The organism is Asticcacaulis sp. P2_C5, assembly GCF_056404555.1.
Map to the genome: position 1 here is coordinate 155,151 of NZ_JBFUDU010000006.1, position 19,640 is coordinate 174,790.

Annotated in this window: 20 protein-coding genes and 1 tRNA gene; 14 read left to right on the forward strand and 7 right to left on the reverse strand. The window is 61.8% G+C overall.

The genetic code is table 11. The features are described 5' to 3' along the window. Positions 1–5: 5 nt before the first annotated feature. Positions 6–788: a hypothetical protein gene (locus AC1DXO_RS12325; RefSeq protein ID WP_476978448.1), complete on the reverse strand. Its 783-nt coding sequence runs from the start codon at positions 786–788 to the stop codon at positions 6–8. 115 nt (positions 789–903) lie between these two features. On the opposite strand from AC1DXO_RS12325, the gene AC1DXO_RS12330 reads away from it, so the two are divergent. Continuing rightward, on the forward strand, positions 904–1,332 hold the full coding sequence (locus tag AC1DXO_RS12330; RefSeq protein ID WP_476978449.1) for an EamA family transporter: 429 nt from the start codon (positions 904–906) through the stop codon (positions 1,330–1,332). Positions 1,333–1,412: 80 nt separating this feature from the next. Here AC1DXO_RS12330 and AC1DXO_RS12335 read toward each other — a convergent pair whose 3' ends face one another. Next, positions 1,413–2,798, reverse strand: coding sequence for a cation:proton antiporter (locus AC1DXO_RS12335; protein ID WP_476978450.1), 1,386 nt, complete (start codon positions 2,796–2,798; stop codon positions 1,413–1,415). A gap of 592 nt (positions 2,799–3,390) precedes the next feature. On the opposite strand from AC1DXO_RS12335, the gene AC1DXO_RS12340 reads away from it, so the two are divergent. The 8 genes from AC1DXO_RS12340 (at position 3,391) to AC1DXO_RS12375 (ending at position 10,385) form a co-directional block, all read left to right on the forward strand. Beyond that, complete coding sequence (locus AC1DXO_RS12340) at positions 3,391–3,642, forward strand: type II toxin-antitoxin system Phd/YefM family antitoxin (protein WP_476978451.1); 252 nt, start codon at positions 3,391–3,393, stop codon at positions 3,640–3,642. Beyond that, positions 3,642–4,145: a PIN domain-containing protein gene (locus AC1DXO_RS12345; protein ID WP_476978452.1), complete on the forward strand. Its 504-nt coding sequence runs from the start codon at positions 3,642–3,644 to the stop codon at positions 4,143–4,145. Before AC1DXO_RS12340 ends, AC1DXO_RS12345 begins: the two co-directional genes overlap by 1 nt. Positions 4,146–4,226: 81 nt before the next feature. Next, positions 4,227–4,318, forward strand: a tRNA-Ser gene (locus AC1DXO_RS12350). Positions 4,319–4,610: 292 nt separating this feature from the next. Continuing rightward, entirely contained in the window at positions 4,611–5,366 is a 756-nt protein-coding gene (locus AC1DXO_RS12355; protein WP_476978453.1) for a hypothetical protein, read from the forward strand. Positions 5,367–5,572: 206 nt separating this feature from the next. Further along, a complete protein-coding gene (locus AC1DXO_RS12360; RefSeq protein ID WP_476978454.1) occupies positions 5,573–7,087 on the forward strand; it encodes an undecaprenyl-phosphate glucose phosphotransferase in 1,515 nt (504 codons plus the stop codon). Positions 7,088–7,118: 31 nt separating this feature from the next. After that, positions 7,119–8,672 (forward strand): oligosaccharide flippase family protein, encoded by a 1,554-nt coding sequence (locus AC1DXO_RS12365; RefSeq protein ID WP_476978455.1) that lies wholly within the window; start codon positions 7,119–7,121, stop codon positions 8,670–8,672. Beyond that, entirely contained in the window at positions 8,669–9,592 is a 924-nt protein-coding gene (locus AC1DXO_RS12370) for a glycosyltransferase family 2 protein (protein ID WP_476978456.1), read from the forward strand. The genes AC1DXO_RS12365 and AC1DXO_RS12370 overlap by 4 nt, the downstream gene beginning before the upstream one ends. 1 nt (position 9,593) lies before the next feature. Beyond that, positions 9,594–10,385, forward strand: coding sequence for a polysaccharide deacetylase family protein (locus AC1DXO_RS12375; protein ID WP_476978457.1), 792 nt, complete (start codon positions 9,594–9,596; stop codon positions 10,383–10,385). 15 nt (positions 10,386–10,400) lie between these two features. Here AC1DXO_RS12375 and AC1DXO_RS12380 read toward each other — a convergent pair whose 3' ends face one another. The 3 genes from AC1DXO_RS12380 to AC1DXO_RS12390 form a co-directional block, all read right to left on the reverse strand. Beyond that, the gene (locus AC1DXO_RS12380; RefSeq protein ID WP_476978458.1) at positions 10,401–11,657 is read right to left on the reverse strand and encodes an O-antigen ligase family protein; all 1,257 of its coding nucleotides are present in this window, start codon (positions 11,655–11,657) and stop codon (positions 10,401–10,403) included. A gap of 16 nt (positions 11,658–11,673) precedes the next feature. Next, positions 11,674–12,366 (reverse strand): P-loop NTPase family protein, encoded by a 693-nt coding sequence (locus AC1DXO_RS12385; protein ID WP_476978459.1) that lies wholly within the window; start codon positions 12,364–12,366, stop codon positions 11,674–11,676. Positions 12,367–12,464: 98 nt separating this feature from the next. Then, the gene (locus AC1DXO_RS12390; RefSeq protein ID WP_476978460.1) at positions 12,465–14,036 is read right to left on the reverse strand and encodes a GumC family protein; all 1,572 of its coding nucleotides are present in this window, start codon (positions 14,034–14,036) and stop codon (positions 12,465–12,467) included. A 181-nt stretch (positions 14,037–14,217) separates the two neighbouring features. On the opposite strand from AC1DXO_RS12390, the gene AC1DXO_RS12395 reads away from it, so the two are divergent. Further along, complete coding sequence (locus AC1DXO_RS12395; RefSeq protein ID WP_476978461.1) at positions 14,218–14,976, forward strand: polysaccharide biosynthesis/export family protein; 759 nt, start codon at positions 14,218–14,220, stop codon at positions 14,974–14,976. A gap of 163 nt (positions 14,977–15,139) precedes the next feature. Here AC1DXO_RS12395 and AC1DXO_RS12400 read toward each other — a convergent pair whose 3' ends face one another. Then, positions 15,140–15,433: a sel1 repeat family protein gene (locus AC1DXO_RS12400; RefSeq protein WP_476978462.1), complete on the reverse strand. Its 294-nt coding sequence runs from the start codon at positions 15,431–15,433 to the stop codon at positions 15,140–15,142. A 492-nt stretch (positions 15,434–15,925) separates the two neighbouring features. On the opposite strand from AC1DXO_RS12400, the gene AC1DXO_RS12405 reads away from it, so the two are divergent. From AC1DXO_RS12405 to AC1DXO_RS12420, 4 genes are all read left to right on the forward strand, one after another. Beyond that, positions 15,926–17,149: an RcnB family protein gene (locus AC1DXO_RS12405; protein WP_476978463.1), complete on the forward strand. Its 1,224-nt coding sequence runs from the start codon at positions 15,926–15,928 to the stop codon at positions 17,147–17,149. Positions 17,150–17,408: 259 nt separating this feature from the next. Next, positions 17,409–17,966, forward strand: coding sequence for a hypothetical protein (locus AC1DXO_RS12410; RefSeq protein ID WP_476978464.1), 558 nt, complete (start codon positions 17,409–17,411; stop codon positions 17,964–17,966). Positions 17,967–18,119: 153 nt separating this feature from the next. Continuing rightward, positions 18,120–18,482, forward strand: coding sequence for a hypothetical protein (locus AC1DXO_RS12415; protein ID WP_476978465.1), 363 nt, complete (start codon positions 18,120–18,122; stop codon positions 18,480–18,482). Positions 18,483–18,530: 48 nt separating this feature from the next. Continuing rightward, the gene (locus AC1DXO_RS12420) at positions 18,531–18,944 is read left to right on the forward strand and encodes a hypothetical protein (protein ID WP_476978466.1); all 414 of its coding nucleotides are present in this window, start codon (positions 18,531–18,533) and stop codon (positions 18,942–18,944) included. A 7-nt stretch (positions 18,945–18,951) separates the two neighbouring features. Here AC1DXO_RS12420 and AC1DXO_RS12425 read toward each other — a convergent pair whose 3' ends face one another. Next, entirely contained in the window at positions 18,952–19,638 is a 687-nt protein-coding gene (locus AC1DXO_RS12425; protein WP_476978467.1) for a DUF6445 family protein, read from the reverse strand. Between the last annotated feature and the right edge of the window lie 2 nt (positions 19,639–19,640).

Genomic DNA, 19,640 nt, shown 5'->3' on the forward strand with positions numbered 1-19,640 from the left:
TGCTCTTAATGTCTGCGGCGGCGGTATTTCTTCTTGCCCTTGCGGACGGGCTTGGCCTTGACTTCCGGATCGGGGATCGGCGCCATATTGCCGTCCGTGGCGGGCGCAGCTGTGACCGGCGGTGTCGTATCCGGCACATTGATACCCGGGATGGCCGGCGCCTTTTCGATCAGTTCGACCTGGGTCTGCAGCGGCAGGTCCAGGCCTGCCACGCGGTCGTGCACCACAGCTTTGATCGTATAGACGCCCGGCGTGTCCTGCCCCTCGAACTGCATCAAAACGATCTTGTTGCGATTGTCGAACACGCCTTCCGCCGAGACCACCTTGCCCTTGACGCCGCTCAGGCTGCGGTATTCCTCGCCATAGGTTTTGCCGTCGGGCGCCGTTATGCTCAGGTCGTAATTGATGTCGACATGGCCTTCCCAGTCGGGCTGGATACCGACAAAGACCAGCTTGATGGCCAGGACAGCCCCCGCCTCGGCCCGCGCCACACGGTCGAGATGGCGTTCACTGCCGGCCGGTTTGTTGAATTCACCGACTTCGCTTTGGGGAATGACGATCAGCATGCCCGACAGGGCGCCGTTATGTTCGGGGAAGCCGGTGGCCGGATTATATTGCTTCGTCTCGGCGCCGCTGGGGACCAGGATAGGCGGCTTGGCCGTGTCGTCAACCGCCGGCGTTGTGGCGCCGGCCTCCTGTGGATCGGGCGTAGCCTGCATATTGGCGGCCGACGCCGCCCCGGCCATCAGCCACAACGCTATACTGAAACCCAAGCGGCCGTAGCCCATGCACATATTCCGTCTGTTGTTGGCCGTATCGCGTGCGGCGACTATGGCATGCAGGCCGAGGCCAGACAAGCCGGGCAAACATGCTATAGGCTGCGTATTGTGCGGAGGAAACGCTGTGACACAAAACCATCATTGGGTGCTGTTCGCCCTCGCCTCCGCCGCCTTTGCCGCCGCAACGGCCATTTTCGGCAAGCTGGGGGTCAGCGCAATCAATGCCAATCTGGCGACGCTGATCCGTACGGTCATAATATTGGGCCTGATCGTCATCGTGGTGACGGCGCGGCAGGAATGGCAACCGGTCTCGTCCCTGTCGCCCTATGCCGTCGCGATGCTGGTCCTGTCGGGACTGGCCACCGGAGCGTCATGGCTGTGCTATTATCAGGCGCTGAAATGGGGTCCGGCGTCACGCGTCGCCCCCATCGACAAGCTGAGCGTTGTCCTGGTCATTATCGCCTCGGTGCTGTTTCTCAAGGAAGCCCTGACCTGGAAGGTGGTTGTAGGCGGCGGGCTGATCGCGGCCGGCGCGGTTCTTCTGGCCCTGTAGCCCGGCCCGAGACTTGGCAAGAAAAAACCCCGCTCCGGTGAACCGAAGCGGGGCTGTAGTGGGACGAAGAAGCGTTTGGCCTAGGCGGCGGAATTGTCCGGAACGGCGTCCAGTTCACCGCTTTCACGGGCCTTCTTGCCGTAGACCAGTTCGAAGACCGGCGACGCCATGACCGTGGTGATGATGGCCATCATGACCAACATGGCGAACAGGGGCAGACCGATAATGCCCTTTTGCAGGCCGATATTGATGATGATCAGTTCCATCAGGCCGCGCGAGTTCATCAGGGCGCCGATGCCCAGCGCCGTGCGGTTGTCTTCACCGCTGATCCGGGCGGCAGCCCAGCAGGCGAGGAACTTGGCGGCGACCGAGGCCGCCAGGATAACGCCGGCGATCATCAGCATATAGGGGGTGTTGACCATGTCCATGCGGGTATTGAGGCCCGAATAGGTGAAGAACATCGGCAGCAGGACGATAACCGCGAAGGGCTCGACCTTCTTCTTCAGTTCTTCAACGAACTTGCCGCGCGGCATGGCCGTGCCCAGGATAAAGCCGCCGAAGATGGCATGGATGCCGACGGCGTCCATGACGAAGGCAGCCAGGAAGAAGCAGATCATGGTGATGGCCAGGACCGTGTGGCTCATCTCGCCACGTTCTTCGACCATGCGGCCCAGTGGCGCCAGCAGCTTGCGGCCGACGAAGACGACGAACAGGGCAAAGCCGACACCGCCGGCAATGGCCAGAACGGCAACGCCGGGGCCGGCGCCGAAGGTCGCCAGCACGATGGCCAGGACGCACCACGACACGGCGTCATCAAAGGCGCCGGCGGTCAGGGACAGGGTACCCAGCGACGAATTGGCCAGGCCGCGTTCATTGATGATGCGCGCCAGCATCGGGAAGGCGGTCAGGGCGATACAGGCGCCCAGGAACAGGGTCGCATTGCCGGTCGAAATGCCGTCGGCGAACAGGCCCGGGATCTTGACCAGCCACGGCGCCAGGATAATGGCGAGCAGGAAGGGCGCGGTAATGCCGGCCAGCGACACGAACATGGCGCTCTTGCCCTTGGCCTTGAAATGGTCACCACGGAAGGAGGTGCCGACCATGAACATATAGAGGCCGACGCCGAACTGGGCGCCCGAATAGAGGACGCTCTTCATTTCCTTGGGGAAGATGGCGCCCTGGATGTCCGGGAAGAACAGGCCGAACAGCGATGGCCCGAGGATAACGCCGGCAATCATTTCACCGACCACCTGGGGCTGGCCCAGCAGCTTCTGACCCAGCCAGCCGACGACACGGCAGGTCACGATAATAACCGCCAGTTGCAGGAAGAAGTGGACGCTGAAATCGCCGGGGGCGTAGGTCTTGGTCAACTTGTCGGGTCCCAGCGGGCCGTGCGGCGACAGGACGTTGGTTATCTCGTGGAGCGCGCTTTGCAGCAGCTCCGCGGGGGCGAACTCTAAGATCATGGTTGTATTCCCTGAAGTACGTAATGTTATGTCGAGCCAGCGTGGCTTCCGTCTTAAACTTACAGAATTTTTACACAGGTCAATGGCAAATATCGTTTCGCCACCACCATTAACCCACTTATTTTATTAGATATTTTTACTGTGGCCCAACCGACACAATGTAGGTACGTTACTACATTCAGCCATCTCGAAAAATGGGCAAAGAAAAGCCCTGGCGCTCGGGACACCAGGGCTCAAGGGGGACTTAGAGAAGAAGACGTACGCAATAAAACAAACAACAACCTGTCAGACGTTTGACCGCGCCCCAGGACAATTAGGACATGCTGGCCCTGAAACTCAGGACTGCGCTGTCTTTGCCCGCCTCGCCATCAAGCGCACACCTGCCGGGAAAGAAAAGGCCCCCTGCATCTGCGGAGCGTCTGTAAATCGTAGCACTATGAATGACAGGTTTTGCGTTGCCGTCAAACAAAATATTTCATCGCGATCGTTTTCTAACCCGTTTAATTCATTGGATAATTTTGTGTTGCGAAAGCGTCACGATGTAGTAATGTACCTACATTGATTTGCTTCCCTTTGTAGCCCAGGCAACACCATGACCACTATCAGCAGCCGCGATTTCAATCAGGACGTCGGCCGCGCCAAACGCGCCGCGCGGACGGAGCCGGTGTTTATTACCGACCGCGGCCGGCCGTCGCACGTGCTGATGAGCTTCGAGGCCTTCCGCCAGATCACGGGCCAGACCGAAAGCCTGGTCGACCTGCTGGCCATGGCGGATGCGCCCGCTGCCGAGGTCGAGCTCGAATCGGCGCGCAGCGGCTGGGAAATGCGCGAGGAGGGCTTCTGATGTACCTGCTGGACACACCTGTGGTTGCGGAGCTGCGCAAGGCCAAGTCGGGCAAGGCCGATCCCGGCGTCGTCAACTGGGCCTCCAGCGTGGCGCGACAGAATATGTATATATCGGCGCTCAGCCTGCTGGAGCTGGAGAGCGGCGTGGCCAGCGCCGAGCGCCGCGACCGGCCGCTGGGCGATGCCTTGCGTACTTGGCTGGACGACCAGGTGATGCATGCTTTCGACGGCCGGGTCCTGGCGGTCGACGCGGCTGTAGTGAAAAAGCGCGCCGCCCTGCCCTTCTCCGATCCCAAGGCCGACCGCGACGCACTTCTGGCGGCGACGGCCCTTGTTCACGGCCTGACGGTGGTGACGCGTCACGTCAGCAATTTCCGCGTCGGCCGGGTAAAGGTCTTCAGCCCGTGGGGCTATACGCCCGATGTCGAGGAGGATGCCGACTGGCAGCAGGTCGCCAAGGCCGGTCCGTTGTGGCTGAAGAACCTGTTTATGCGTTTCTAGGCCAGGAATTCACAGACCACTCACAAGTTTTGCGCAACGCTGGTTGCCTTTTAAAATCGAACTTGATAAGTGAGCCATAACGGAGACGTGGCCGAGAGGCTGAAGGCACTCGTTTGCTAAATGAGCGTACCCCTAAAAGGGTACCCAGGGTTCGAATCCCTGCGTCTCCGCCATCAACTAAAAAGCTCGCCCCCACTTCGGGGCGGGCTTTTTTGTTGATATCGCGGACGGGATTACGAACCCGGGTTCGGCGAGACCCGAAAGGGCGAGCGACGCCGAAGGCGCCCCGCAGGGGTAAGTCGCGTAAAGCGCGACGCATCAAACGAGTGATGTGCCGTAGCACATCGCGAGTTCGGCGGAGCGAAGCGGAGCCAATCCCTTGCGTCCTGCTCTCAACTCCTCTCTCCACCCCTTGCCCGCGCGTCGTCATCGCAGTAAGAGCGTTGCCTCACCCGGAACCCGACCATGCTTGAGCAACTGAAACGTATCGATCGCGACGGTATCCACTTTGTCATGATCGGGTCAGCCCTGATCTTCGGCCTGGCCAGCGCGGTGGTCGGGCATCTCCACCCGCCGGCGTCCGAGGGCCCCGCCCTGTTCTGGTGGCCGACCAGCTATACCTTTGTATGGCTCGGCTTCTGTCTTTGGCTGATGGTCCTGCTTCTGGTAGGGCGCAGCCAGGTTCTGAACGTCAAGATTCCGCACTTCCCGCTCTGGATCAGCGTGGTGGCCGTCGCGTCGATCGTGGTCGCATTGTGGGTGGTCAGCCTATGCCGCGTCACGGTTTTCCCTGACCGGCTGGAAAGCCACGTCCTGACGGCCCATGGCTTTGAAACGACGGTCTATCCTTACAGCGACGTAACCGCGGTGAAATACGACTGTCGCATCGGCGACTCACGCGGCCTGGACTACAGCGAACTGACCTATCAGTTGCTGTTTCCCAAGGACGAGATGTTCGACCTGGCAAAAGGCCGCAATGATGGTCGCGACAAGGATATGTGGCTGAACGCCGTCGCCCTGGCCGACAAGGTCCTTATGGCGCGCGGCGTCAGCAAGTCCGGTGTTCGCGACACCGACGCCCGGGCGAGCGATCTGTCCGCCTGTATGGACCAGCTCAAAAAGGACCGCAACGCGCAGGACGCCGCGGTCGTGACCCGGATTTTCCAGCCCAGCGATCCGACAAAGGCGCCGAAAAAACCGAAAGCACCCGAGGCGGCCTGATCGGTCAGATCCGTCTTCCTGTTTTACGCGCTCAAACAATCCCGGCAAGTTTCGCACCTGCCGGTTTTTTTACGTCTATACCGCACAGGCCGGGCCTCGTTTTTGCACGCGCAACCAACAAACAGGAAAACCTGTGCCAAATTAACCGAAGCCTAAGCCCGATCGCCTAATGTCGTTCTACAGGACAGAAAGCCCAGCCTAAGGTCATGAACGCCCTATCGCCCCGAATGCTCGCCAAGGCGACCGTCGCTGATCCGGATATTTATGATCCGCGTGAGCGCCGGGGCCCCTTCAGGCCCGAAAAACTGGTGTCGCGTCGCGAACGCCGCAGCGGCGACATGTTCGTCCGGCTGTTCCGCACCGTCGACATGCTGGCCCTTGTATTCTTTGGACTTTTGTCAGCCCTACCGGCCACGCCGCAGGGCCTTCTGGCAGCCCCCCTGGGTGACAGCCTGCCCTTTCTGGCTGTCACCGGCGTGACCTTCTGGGCGCTCAGCGCCTGCAGCCTTTATCGCTTCGGGCGCAACGAACATCTGCTGAAACACATGGCCAAGCTGTTCTGTGTTCTGGCGGGGGCGCTCGCGGGTGGTTTCTGGCTGGCACAGTTTGCCCCAAATCAGGACAATGTCACCGGCGCCCTGCGTTTCTGGTTCATCGCCGTGCTCAGCTTCTTCGTCACCTTGCACATGTTGTGGTGGAGCCTGGTCGACCGCTGGCGCCGCCAGGGCAAGCTGACGCCCAATATCATCATCGTCGGCGCGACCCGCCATGCCCAGAAGCTGATCGAAACCGCCATCGAGCGCCGCGACGTCAATGTGCTGGGTGTTTTTGACGATCGCCTGGCGCGCAACCCCTTCGCCATTGTCGGCGTGCCCGTGCTGGGCGACGTCCAGAGCCTGCTGGCCCACAAGATCACGCCCTATGTCGACCAGATCGTCGTGGCCATCGACACCTCGGCCAAGGCGCGCGTCAAGGACATCATCGAAAAGCTGCGCAGCCTGCCCAACGAAGTCTCGCTGTTGGTCGATGTCGAAACCGAAACCGACCGTGAAGCCGCCCTGTCGCGCATGGCCGACATGCCGCTGACGCGCGTCTCCGGTATCTCGGAAGACGACCGCAAGGAACTGTTGAAGCGGGTCGAGGACCTGATCATCGGCACAATCGCCCTGATCCTGTTCGCGCCCATCATGGCGGCGGTGGCCGTGGCGATCAAGCTCGACAGCCCGGGTCCGGTTTTCTTCCGCCAACGTCGTCACGGCTTCAACAACGAAGCCATCATGGTGTGGAAATTCCGCTCCATGTACACCCATATGACCGACCATACGTCCGCCCAGCAGATCATGAAGGCCGACCCGCGGGTTACACGCATCGGCCGCTTTATCCGCAAGACCAGCCTCGATGAGCTGCCGCAACTGTTCAACGTCCTGAAGGGCGAGATGTCGCTGGTCGGACCGCGCCCGCACGCCATCGGCATGAAGACCGGTCCCGACGAGAGCGCCCGCCTGGTTGCCGAATATGCCTGGCGCCACCGCATGAAGCCCGGCATGACCGGCTGGGCCGCTATCAAGGGTTCGCGCGGCGCCATGGATACACCCGACGACGTCCGCCGCCGTATCGCGCTCGACGTCGAATATATCGAACGCCACTCCCTGTGGTTCGACCTCTACATCATGGCCATGACCATTCCCTGCCTGCTCGGCGACGCCAAGACCGTGCGCTGAGCAAGCGACTAACCAGGACCAGACGACGCGCATGTATTTCAAGGGCCTGTTGGGCTACCTTCCGGCAAATATCCTTCAGGGTCTGATCGGCTTCGCCACCCTGACGGTGTTTACGCGCCTGCTGTCGCCCGAGGAATACGGCCACTATGCCATGGCGATGGGCGTCAGTTCCCTGGCCCAGACCCTCGTCTTCACCTGGATCGAAGCCGCCATGGCGCGCTTCTATCCGGCTGAAGGGCGCGACAATGCCGAGGCCCCGGCACTTTACGGCACGCTGTATCGCCTCTTCATCGGCGTCTTTGTTGTCTTTGCGATTGCCTGCGCGCTTGGCCTGTGGGCATGGCAGACGTTCAGCCCCGGTGGCCAGGCGTTCAGAATGGCCATCGGCATCGGCCTGGGCGCAGTCGTCTCGCGTTCCCTGGTCAAGATGGTCCAGGAACAACGCAAATCCGAAGGCCGCGTCGGCCCGGCCTCCGTCATCGACATGGTGCAGACGGCCGGCGGTTTCGGCCTGGGCGCCCTGTGTGCCTGGGCCGGCCTGGGCGGCGGCGCGCCGATCCTCGGCACCGGCCTGATCGCCCTGATGACCCTGCCCTTTATCGTTCGCGAAGACTGGGGCCGCGCCGTCCGGGGCACATTCGACCGCGACCGGGCGCGCCTCTATTTCCACTATGGCTTTCCGGTCTCGGCCAGCCTGATCCTGACCCTGGCGCTCTATACGGTCGACCGGTTCCTGATCGCCCACTTCCTCAATGCCGGCGAAGCGGGCGCCTATCACGCCGGTTTTTCGCTGGCCTCGCGCATCCTCGACGTCCTGTTCATCTGGTTCGGCGCCGCCGGCGGGCCCGCCATGGTCCATGCGCTGGAAACCGGCGGCGAAGCCGGACTGAAGGACGCGGCGCGCCAGCAACTGCGCCTGATGACCTTTATCCTGTTCCCGGCCGTCGGCGGGCTGATCATGGTCGCGCCGGCCCTGGGTGGCCTGCTGATCGGCGAAGACCTGCGCGCCGAAGCCCTGCGCGTCACGCCGCTGATCGCGTTCGGCGCCCTGTTGTCGGGGCTTAATACCTACTATTTCCTCCAGGCCTTTACCCTGGCCAAGAAGACACGGCTGCTGGTCGTCGCCATGGCCGTGCCTGCGGTCAGCAATATCGTGCTCAACCTGTTGCTGATTCCGCTCATGGGCCTGGTCGGTGCGGCTCTGGCGAGTGCTCTGAGTTTTGCTCTTGGTCTCGTGGCGTCGTGGCTACTGGGCCTGCGCACCCTCGCCCTCCCGGTTCCGTTTGGTCACATGGCAAAATGCGCTGGCGCGGTCGCCGTCATGATGGCCGTACTGGCAATCATGCCTGGTTCTCAACCTCATCTCTGGTCCACACCTTTGGCCCTAAACCAGTTGCTGGCTTTCATGCCTGATCTTCAGCCTCACCTTGCCAGCGATATGGGCAGTGACACGGCCGACATGATCCTCAAGGCCATTACCGGCATCGCGATCTATGGCGTCCTGGCCTGGTTGCTCAATCTCAACGACGTGCGCGACCTGTGCACACGGGTATTTCACAAACTGACCGCGAGGGCCATCGCATGAGCCAGACATTGCCGCTGCGCAACGCCGCCCACCTGACCGCCGAACCGCGTTTGTCGGTGCTGATTCCCTTCTACAAGGAATCCCCCCTCGCCCTGCTGCAGGCCCTGCACACTCGCGATCCGCACGAGATCGAAATCATCCTGATCGATGACGGTTCGCAGATGCCCGAGATCACCCGTGAAATTTCTGAATTTCTGGATTCTTCACCTCTGGCCTGCGAACTGATCACCCTGGAGCAAAACGAAGGCCGGGCGCGCGGGCGCAACCGCCTGACCTCGGCGGCGCGTGGACGCTACTTCCTGTTCCTCGACGCCGACATGCTGCCCGACGACAGCCGCTTTCTCGACACCTGGTTGACGGAGACGCGTTGCGACGTCGCTGTGGTGTTCGGCGGTTTCTCGCTGATCCAGGCGCCCGAAGACCGGCGCTTTGCGGTTCACCGGATGATGGCGGCCAAGAGCGATTGCCTGGATGCCGACACGCGGTCGCTGCAGCCGGAAAAATACGTTTTCACCTCGAACCTGCTGGTCCGCCGCGACGTCTTCGAGGCCGAGGGCTTCGATGCCAGCTTTACCGGCTGGGGCTGGGAAGACGTCGAATGGGCCATGCGCGTCGCCGCCCGCTATGGCGTCGACCATATCGACAATACGGCGACCCATATGGGGCTCGATCGCGCCGATACGCTGGCGCGCAAGTACGAGCAGTCGGTGGCCAATTTCGCCCGCGTCATCGCCCGTCATCGCGACGTCGTAGCCCAGTATCCGAGCTACAAGGTGGCGCGCCTGCTGAAGAAGATACCGGGCCTGGGCCTGTTGCGCCCGGCCCTGAAATCCTTCGCGCAACTCGAATTCGCGCCGCTCAAACTGCGCGCATTGTCTTTGCGTCTCTATCGTGCCGCTCTCTACGCCCAGGTCGTGTAACATGTCCGAAGTCCCCTACAGCGCCGACACCTCGCTCTACGGCAAGCTGCGCCGCCGCTTCGCCCGCCTGACCCACACGCGCCCGGCCCAGATGACCAGTGTCGCGCGGCCTATGCTGACCATCTCGTTCGACGACGCCCCGGTATCGGCGGCGCGTAATGGCGCCGCCATCCTGCGCAGCCACGGCGTAGCAGGCACCTATTACATCTCTGCCGGCCTGATGGGCCGCGACAGCCACCTTGGCAGCTATGCCGACGGTGACGACATCCGCGCCCTGCATGCCGCCGGGTTCGAGATCGCCTGCCATACCTACAGCCATCTCGATTGCGGCCGGGCTTCCGGCGCGGAGATCGAAGCGGATATCGAGGAAAACCAGATCGTGCTGAGACATCTGGGCGTGCCCTCCCCGCGCACCTTTGCCTATCCCTATGGCGATGTCTCGCCCCAGGCCAAGGCGGTGGTCGACAAGCGTTACCTCGCCTCGCGCGCCCTGCATCACGGTCTGATCGTTGCCGGCACCGACCTCAACCAGGCGCCGGGCGTCGGGATCGAAGGGACATGCGGCGAACAGACGGCCATGGAGTGGCTGCAACGCGCACACGCCACGCCGTCGAGCTGGTTGGTCCTGTATACGCACGATGTCCGCAAAAGCCCGTCGGACTGGGGCTGCACGCCGGAGACCCTGAACCGGATCGTGGCACGTGGCGTTGAACTGGGCTTCGATTTCGTCACGTTTGCGGACGGCGCCCAGCGCGCGTTGATGGCGGCTCCGGCTGCTTCGCGGGCCGCCTGAAACGGACGACCAGGCTCAAAAAGCCGCGTCGCTGTCCTCATCGCCACGCAGCGATACCTTCACCATGACCAGGACGAACAGGCACCAGCGCAGGTCGTTCCAGCTCAAAGCCTGGCTCTCGGTCAGGCTCGACAGGCTGTACATGCCCAGCATCGGCAGGGCAAAATAGCCGCCCGACCCGCGATAGGTCCGGTACAGAGCCTTGAGCCAGGCTTCGCAGAAGACCAGCCCCCACACGACCAGTCCGACGATCCCGAGCGCCAGCCAGACCTCGTACCAGCACGAATGGGCGTGGTACGGGCGAAAACCGGCCACCTGAACGATCTTGGCCAGTGGCGCGTACTGGCTCTCGTCGCTCCATACCGAACCATAACCGTAACCCAGCAGGGGCCGGCTTTCCATGACGCGTGATATGCCTTCCCAGATGAAGGTCCGCCCGGTCAGGGTCGCGTCCTTGCCCAGCAGCAGGAACAGGTGCTCCGGGAAAAACAGCACGAACGCACCCAGCATCAGCAGCACGGTCACCGCCAGCCAGGACAGCAATATGCCGATGATCGGCCCGCGCCGCGCCAGGTAGATGAAACCTATGCCACCGATCCCCAGGACAACCGACACCAGGGCCGTCTTGGAGGTCGACAGCACCAGGACAACGACCATCAGGGCGGCAACGACACCCCAGAAAATCCGCCGCGACGGGTTATGAAGCCCGGCCGCGGCCGCGGCGACAAAACCGATCGCCATATTGGCGCCGAGATTGTTCTTTTCCAGCCAGACGCCGCGCCAGGCGCCGACAAACAGCTCCTGCATCCGGCCGAGGTGCGGAAACGCCACGGCGAAGACGATCGAGAAGACCATCATGATCAGAAAGGCGATAGCGATGACCTCGCTCAGCCTTTGCCAGCTGAAGCGCGCCGCCATGGCGTAGGCGCTGAGCATGGTCATGCTGAGCGCGATGAAGCGCCGCGCCGTGTCGCCGGGATTGCTCGACCAAAAATACGACGCTGCGCATAGAAATAGCAGCAGAAGCAGCAGCGGCGTGCGCCAGGTGGCGCTGATCAGCCGCCGCCAGCTGAGACACGCCAGAACCAGGCCCGCCAGATAGAAGGGATAATAGAAATAACGGATAAGCGCGCCCGAACTGAGTTGATCGGTCGTGTAGCCGAACAACGGCGCCTGCCAGGCCTGGGAAAACGCCAGCAGCAGCGCCACGCCGCAGGCCAGCGACAACCATGCCCCGCGCCAGTCGTCGATGAAGTCGTCGAGCGCCTGCATGACGGGGCGCGGCGGGCTAAAGCGCCGCGAGCCGGCCCATTGGCCGCCGCACGGCTCCCCGGGTCGACCGGGCGCGGTTATAGACGATGCCGACCATGTTGCCGCCAATCTGTTCGATGTCGTTCTTCAGGTCGATGCGGGCCTGGACGTCGCCCTCTTCTTCGCTGACCACCAGAATGATGCCGTCGACCTGGGGCGCCAGTTGCAGGACGGCCGCCGACCGGTCCATGGCCGGGACGTCGACGACCACGGTCTGGGCGTGCCTGCGCAGGGCATTCCAGTAGGGCGACTGATCGTTCAGCTTGGGTCGCTGGCCCGGCGCCATATTTTTCGACCGGAACCGGGTCACCCACAGTCGATTGTCGAGGAAGGGACGCGCGACCAGGTATTTTTCATCGGCAATCGCCTCGCCGCGCGGATCCAGCGCCGGTGGCGCCAGGCGGAAAAAAACCGAACCGTCGGGAGAGGCCGAACTCAGATTGCCCGGCGGACCGAAACGGTGGGGATCGTTCGTCAGGGCCGCCATTTGAGTCTGCCGGCCCAGGTCGGCATCGATCAGCCAGACCGGACGCTTGGCAAAGGCCGCTTCGCAGCGTGCATATTCACGGGCGACCGTCGACACGCCTTCGCCGGAAATAGCCGAGACGAACATCAGCACGCGCCCCTTGCGCGTCTGAGGACGCCCGAGCGCCGACATCAGATCAGCCATTTCTTTTGTTAGATCAACCATATGGCCGAAAACTCACTGACCTGCCCACGCACCGCTTCGAATCATTATTGTCACTGTCGCAAAGCCCGATGGCGCAATCAAGCCGCTCGCGCGCCCCTGTCGTCGTGCTTGACGCCCGCTGTCGCCAGAACCGGCAGGTCCAGCGCCTTCGACGCCATGCCCGCATTGGCAAACCCCCTGCGGGTCACGATCCGCAAGCCCCCGGCGCACAACGCGGTAAAGCCGGCGAACAGGAAGGACATGATCATGACGATCTTCTTGAAGCTCTTCGGCTTGTCGGGCAAGGACGCCTTTTCGACCACACGCACCGCATCATCGGTGCCGTCGGCCATCTGGTGCTGGGCGTCGTTTTCCTGAATCCGTTCGGTGAAGATGCCGATGTTCTTTTGCAGGGCGTCGCGGTTGGACGACAGGCTGTTATATTGCGCTTCCAGCCCCTGCATCAATTGCAGCTTTTGGGTGACGTCATCAGCCTGGGCCTGAAGCTGGCTGCGGCGGCCTTCCAGCGACGCCAGTTCGGCTTCGAGGTTCAGCTTTTGCGTCGTCAGGTCCTGGAAGATCGGATTCGTTCCCAGCTTGTGCGCCTGTTCGCCGACACCCTGGCCGGAGTTCATCAACTGCTCATAGGCCGCGATCTGGGCATCGATATCCTTGACCGGCTGGGCGGTCGGCAGATAGCGCGCCAGCAGTTCCTGGCGCTGTTGCTTGAGGGCAAATATCTTGTTGGGCACACTGAGATCGAGGTCGCGTTCGACGCTCATTTCCGGGCTCAGGCCGGCGAGATTGGCCTTGATTTCGCCGAGCTTCGCCCGATCCTCGGCCAGTTGCGACTGGACCGTATACAGGTCACCGGTCACCTTGTCGAAAACGCTGGAATAGGTCGCCTTGGCCGTAACAAAGTCACCGACCCCGTGCTGCGTCAGAAAGGCCTGCAACGCCGCGTCGGCACCGCTCAGTTGTTCCTCGTAGCTGGCCTTGGTCTTGCGCAGGGCGGGCCCGACCGAATCGGTGAACACCTGCTGGCGATAGCTCTGGTACTCGTCGATCAGCGTGTTGAGGATCAATGAGGCCGACATGGCGTCGACATGTTTGAAGGTCAGGCGCACGACGTTATTCTGCGGCGCGGTCGATATGGCAAACCCGGTTTGCAGGACCTTCAGGGCGGCAGCGTCGGCCATGGCGCGCTGGGCGTCGGTCTTCGGGTTCCACAGGGCGGGCGTATCGCTCAGCACGACCTTGTAGCCGACCTTGGCGATGACGCGCTTTTTCAGCTCAGTCGAGTTGAGGATTTCGCCTTCCGACTGGACGACCTGGTCGATCGTCGCCGTGGCGCCGCGGGCGGCGTCGCCGGCCAGGGGATCATAGACATAGTCCTTGCCCAGTTGCATCAGCAGACTGGCGCTGGCCGTATAGGTCGACGCCATGGACATGGCCGCCGCAATACCGATGCCGAATATGACGCCGAAAACAAGGAGCATCAGCCAGATTTCACGCAGCAGCAAACCCAGGATGTCTTCCATCCCGAATTGCAGCCGTCCACCGCCGGTTCTCGGTTTTGCGGCTTCCGCCGTCATGCTTTTCCCTTGCGCGCGGCGTTTCAGGGACACAACCGTCCCGTCCTCGTCGTCCCACGTATCATCAGGGTGCATGGATTCTTATCCCGTTGGCTAGTTGCTTTCGCTGCCCGCCGACTCTTAATAAAAGCGTAAGATCATAAGTTTAGGGAAGATTGCGTTAACGAAGGTTTACGATTTGCGATGCTAGTTAATGAGGCTTCAAAATTCTCGCGGAAGCGCCAACTCGGCAGCGACTCAAGATAAGATCGGCGTCATGATAACGCGCAGACAGCTTTTCAGTGGACTGGGTTTGGCCGGCATGGGTCTTATTGGCACAGGCGCGGCGGGTGGCGCCATGGCCGATATGCCCTGGTCTAATCTGGGATCGCGGCAGGACCGGATGCCGCCGGCCGGCGATATCGCTTTTGCGACCTGGTCGGACGCCGAGCCGCAATATCTTTTTTATCCCGGCGACAAGCTGGAAATCGTCATTCCGTCGGCGCCGGAACTGAGCCGCCAGACCCAGGTCGGGCCGGACGGCCGCATTACATTGGGCCTGATCGGCCAGGTCATGGCGGCCTACAAGAGCGCGCCAGAGCTTCAGGCTATTGTCCAGACCGCCTACGCCACTATCCTGCGCGAACCACTGGTTTTCGTCTATCCGGGTGATGTGGCGCCGATGCGTGTGCTGGTCGGCGGCGAGGTGCGCAACCCCGGCTGGATCGACATGTTGGCGGATATGGATGCGCTGCAGGCGACCATGGCGGCCGGCGGCTTCACGCATTCGGCCAAGGGCCATCAGGTCATGATCATCCGGCGGGGGCGCAATGGCGAGGCCATGTTGCGCACGGTCGATCTGCAGGATCCCCTGTCGGGGCGCGCCAGCCGCATGACGGCGCTACGCCGCTTCGACATCGTCTATGTTCCGCGCACCAATATCGCAGAAGCCGGAGTCATTATGGAACAGTGGGTCAACAACCTGATCCCCGGCGGCATACTCAACTACTTTACCTACAAAACCTTCGGCGGCTGATCGCCAGAAGCTACGCGTGGTACTTAAGCACACGTTAAAAAGCTCTTTCTACCTACGGTGCGGATTATTGCCTCCGGACCTGCAAGGTCCGGCAAGCGCGACCGCGCGCCCGAGCCGTTGCGAGGTAAGCCCGCGCGGCGCCTGAGCGCACACTAAAAAAGTTTTAGGCCGCGTAGCCGATACGGCCCTGGTCGATCCATTGGCGAGCGGCGCGCTGGGCTTCGGCGATCGCGTCGCGGTCCATTTCGCGCGACAGCTCGCGACGATAGACGCTTGCTTCCAGCGAACCACGCATGGAGGCCAGGTTGAACATCATGTGGGCCGAAACCAGATCCAGCGGTGCACCGCCCTGGCCGGTTGAATACATCATGCCCAGGCGGAACAGCTCTTCGCCGCCCATTTCGGGGGTCGGCAGCGGCAGGGACATGGCTTCGTTTTCGATAATCGAGGTGGTCATTGTGATCTTACCGCGCGTTTTGCGCGTCTCCTGAAATCGGTTGACGTGATCAGTTCAACACCGCGCCATGAAATTAAAGTTAATAGCGGCAATCAAGCTAAATATTTTATGTAAACAACGATTTAATGTTAATATTATTGTTCACAATTTGCACAATCATCGTAAATTATTGGCTAATTTATAAGTATAAATATTCCAAATGGCGCATACATTATCGACGGCATAGATAGATACTGCACTCGTTCTGATTAATGCGAAGGTTAATATCACAGTTGAATCGGCACTGCGGTCAGCAGGCACGGCAAAATCAACCGGACCTTAACCGGCGATTTCGCTGCCGGCCGCAGAAAAATAGCTGACTGCATCATTCAGCTTCAGTTCACCTAGGGCCTGTCATAAGGGTGACAAGACGATAATTTTATCGGCATGCGTGCCAGATCCGCGCAAAAAACTCCGGCAGCGGGGTGATCTGGGATGACTGTGAGGAAAAAGATGATCGACAAATTTGCAAAGAAGGCGAGCCCTGTCCTTGCGCTGGGGCTGATCCTGGCACTTGGGGCCGCGCCGGGCTATAGCCTGGCCAAGCCCCCGACAGACGGTGACTCCGACTCGCCCGTCGCCCAACCCCATGGCGGCACGCTTGGCGTTGCCCGCGGTGGCGGGGGCGATCGTGGCGGAAATCGCGGCGGCGGTGGTGGCGGTGGAGACCATAATGGTGGAAATCGCGGCGGCGGCGGCGGTGGAGACCATAATGGTGGAAATCGCGGCGGCGGCGGCGGTGGCGGCGGTGGAGACCACAATGGTGGAAATCGCGGCGGCGGCGGTGGTAACTCCGGTGGCGGCGGCGGCTGGCAAGGTAACCGCGGTGGTGGTGGCAATGGCGGCGGCGGCGGCGGATGGCAGGGTAATCGCGGCGGTGGCGGCGGCTCGGTAAATCGTCCGAATACGCCATCGTCCCCACCGATCAACCGGCCCGACACGCCCAATGGCAATCACGGCGGTGGCGGCGGATGGCAAGGCAACCATAATGGCGGCCAGGGCAACCACGGCGGCAATCATGGCGGCAATGGCGGTGGCGGCCAAGGCGGCGGCGGTTGGCAGGGTAACCACGGCGGTGGCGGCCAAGGTGGCGGTCAAGGTGGCGGTCAATCGGGCAACCACGGTGGTGGTGGCCAGGGCGGCGGTGGCTGGCAGGGTAATCACAACGGCGGCCAGAGCAACCATGGTAACGGTGGCTGGCAAGGCCATCGCGACCGTGACGACCATCGCGGCAATAACGACTGGAATCGCGGCCGCGACCACGACCGGGACAACGACAATGATCGCGGCAACAATCGCTGGCGCGGCGACCGTGGTGGCCATCACGGCGGCGGTGGCGGCAATCGCCACGACTGGCATCGCCAGGGCGGTGACTGGAACCACCGGTTCGACTGGCACCGCGATCACCGCTGGAACGGCTATAACGGCATACGCTGGGGTTTCTATTTTGCCCCCAGCTACGGCTACTATTCCGTCCCGTCGCAATATTACAATCATCGCTGGTCGGTGGGCGAGTATCTGCCGGACGCCTTGATGCGCTATCGTATCAGCGACTGGGACTATTACGGCCTGCCCTATCCGCCCGACGGCTGCGCCTGGTACTGGGTCGGTCAGGACGCTCTCCTGGTTGACACCTACTCAGGTGAGATCATCGACGCGGTCTATAACCTGTACTAAATCCGGCGCCTTCAAGCACCGGCACGCCCCTGAAGCTCCATCCCCCGGGCTTCAGGGGTTTTTTGTGCCCCTGATAATATGGATCGTCTTCCTTATTCCGTCTTGATTTTTGTGACACACTTCCGCCGCTGTCAGTCCCAAAACTTAACCTTATGGAAACCAACGGCGGCAACGTACGCCCTTCCAGTCTGAAGGCCGGCAACTCCGCCGGTGGCAAAGATGTGAGGAAACCATGCGTAATTTTTATCAAGCTTCCTGCGTGGCTCTTGTCTTGGGCGTGGCCCTGACACCGGCCCTCTCCCATGCCCAGCTTCTGGGTGGCTCGGTCGGCGGTGGCGGCAGCGCCGGTGGCGGCTTCGGCGGCGCGATCGGCAATACAACAGGCCAGGTCGGCGGCGCCTTCAACGGCTCGGGCAATGTAACCGGCAATGTCGACGCCAGCGGCGCGGGCGATTTCTATCGTGACACGCGCGACGACGTTAAGCGCGATGCCGCCAGGGCCCGCCGCCAGGGTCGCGACCTGGCCGATGACGCACGCAGCGCCGCCGACGCGGACGCCAATGTCAGCACAAATGGCTCCGTCAGCTCAGACGGCCGCAACACGCGGGCCCGTTCGAACAGCAGTGCCGGCGCTTCGGCCACGGTTAACGGCGATGTCGCCGACGACGCCTATAATGACGCTCGCAGTGACGCCCGCATGGCGACAGGTCAGGTTGCGGATGCTGCGCGCGGCGCGGCCGGCGCCGTTCCCGATGTCAGCGCCACGGCTTCAGCCAATGCCGCCGCAAGCGGCAACGGCTCGGTCAGACATCAGTAGCCGTCAGGTATGACAAGGCTTTGTACCCCCGGCAGCCCATCTGCCGGGGGTTCTTTATGTCCTGAAGCGCGATCCCAATGCCATCCTGATATTTTCACCCCAATTCGGCCCGTAAAAGGGCAGAAACTTTGCTTGGTTCAGTCGGAGGACGTTATGACAAACACCATTTTATTGACCGCTCTGGCCTTCTCTGCCGCACTTTCCGCGAGCCCGGTCCTGGCGGGCGAACAACTGGCGACGGGTGTTCACCTGGATGCCCGTCTTCCCGACCAGCTGGACCTGCGCCAGCGTGACCGCGGCGCTGAGCGTTATGACGACCACGCGCTGGCCCAAATCGATGGCGAGGCAACACTGTATGCCGACCCGGGACGCACGCGCTCAAATCGTGCGTTGATCGAGGCGCAAAGCCAAGATGATGCCCGCAGAAAAACAGACAATCGTAGCACCTCGAGACCGCCCACCCAGGCTGATCTTCAGGCTGGGGTACGTTCGGCAATCGACGCGAGAGGCGAGTAAGGACGGCGGGGCAGAGTCTTGCCGCCTTCAAATCCGAAAGGACAAGCCGTGAAATATACAGTCTTGTGCACCACACTGGCCTTCGGTCTTATGAGCGCCCAATTCGCTCAGGGTGAGACTTTTGCTCAGGCTGAAACCCAGGTTCAAACTCCGGCCCCTACCCAAACTCAGGCTACGCCCCAGTCGGCGCCGGAAACCGTCACGCCGGTGGAAGTCCCTCCACCCGAAGGGAGCGCGGCAGAAGCCGCCCAGTTGCAGCGCGAGCACCTTCGCGCCGTGGCCGCCGGCGACCAGGCTAACGACCCTCACGATTCGTCCAGCAGCGACGCCTTGAACCGCCGGGAACTGGCCAAGGCGGAAGCCCTTGGCAACGGGCCGGTCTATACGGATAGTTCCGCTGTGAGCAACGGCCGAGAAGCCGTGCCCGCCGAAGACGCAACGAAACACGATCCGGTCCTATAGTCGACGCCTATAATCGACGCACAAACAGGTTGGCGGTCAAACGCCCCTCACGCGGATCGTTGCTGAAGGCAAAATCATCCGGGATGTGGGCGGAATGCAATAGACATCCCTGGTAGATCAAGGCTCTGTTGTAGAGGCCATCAAACAGGGCCGTGCGTTCAAAGGCTTCGCTGGACTGGTCGGGATAGCTGGCCAGCGGTTCTCCTGACCGGACATATTCCGTATTGAGCGTGGCGAGATAGGCGTCGTTGCGGTCCGGCGAAATACACTCGAAGCCGGTGGCGCGGTGGCGATAAAAGGCCGTGCCGCCGGCCGGCCGGCGACTCAGAAAGTGCAGGACGGCAAAGAGGTCCGGGTCGTCGCGGTCGTAATGGGGAATACGCTGCAGCAGGTGCAGATCCTCAGGCCTCCGCGTCACCATCGAAAAGCTGGCTTCGGTCAACTCCAGACCCTTTGCGCCATGGATCCGGGCCATCAAGGGCCCGAGATTTTGCAGAATCGTTTCGACATAGCGCCAGACATTACGGTTCTCGGGCGTAATCAGGCAGCGTGCACCCGGATACCAGGTGGTGGCCGGCGGAAATGGGGCGAGCTCTGACGCCGCGTCGACCAGCCGATCGGGCTGCGTAATAAAACCGTCGATCGAAATGACCTTGGCGCCTTCGCGGCCGACCTCGTGTACGGCGACCGCCACGC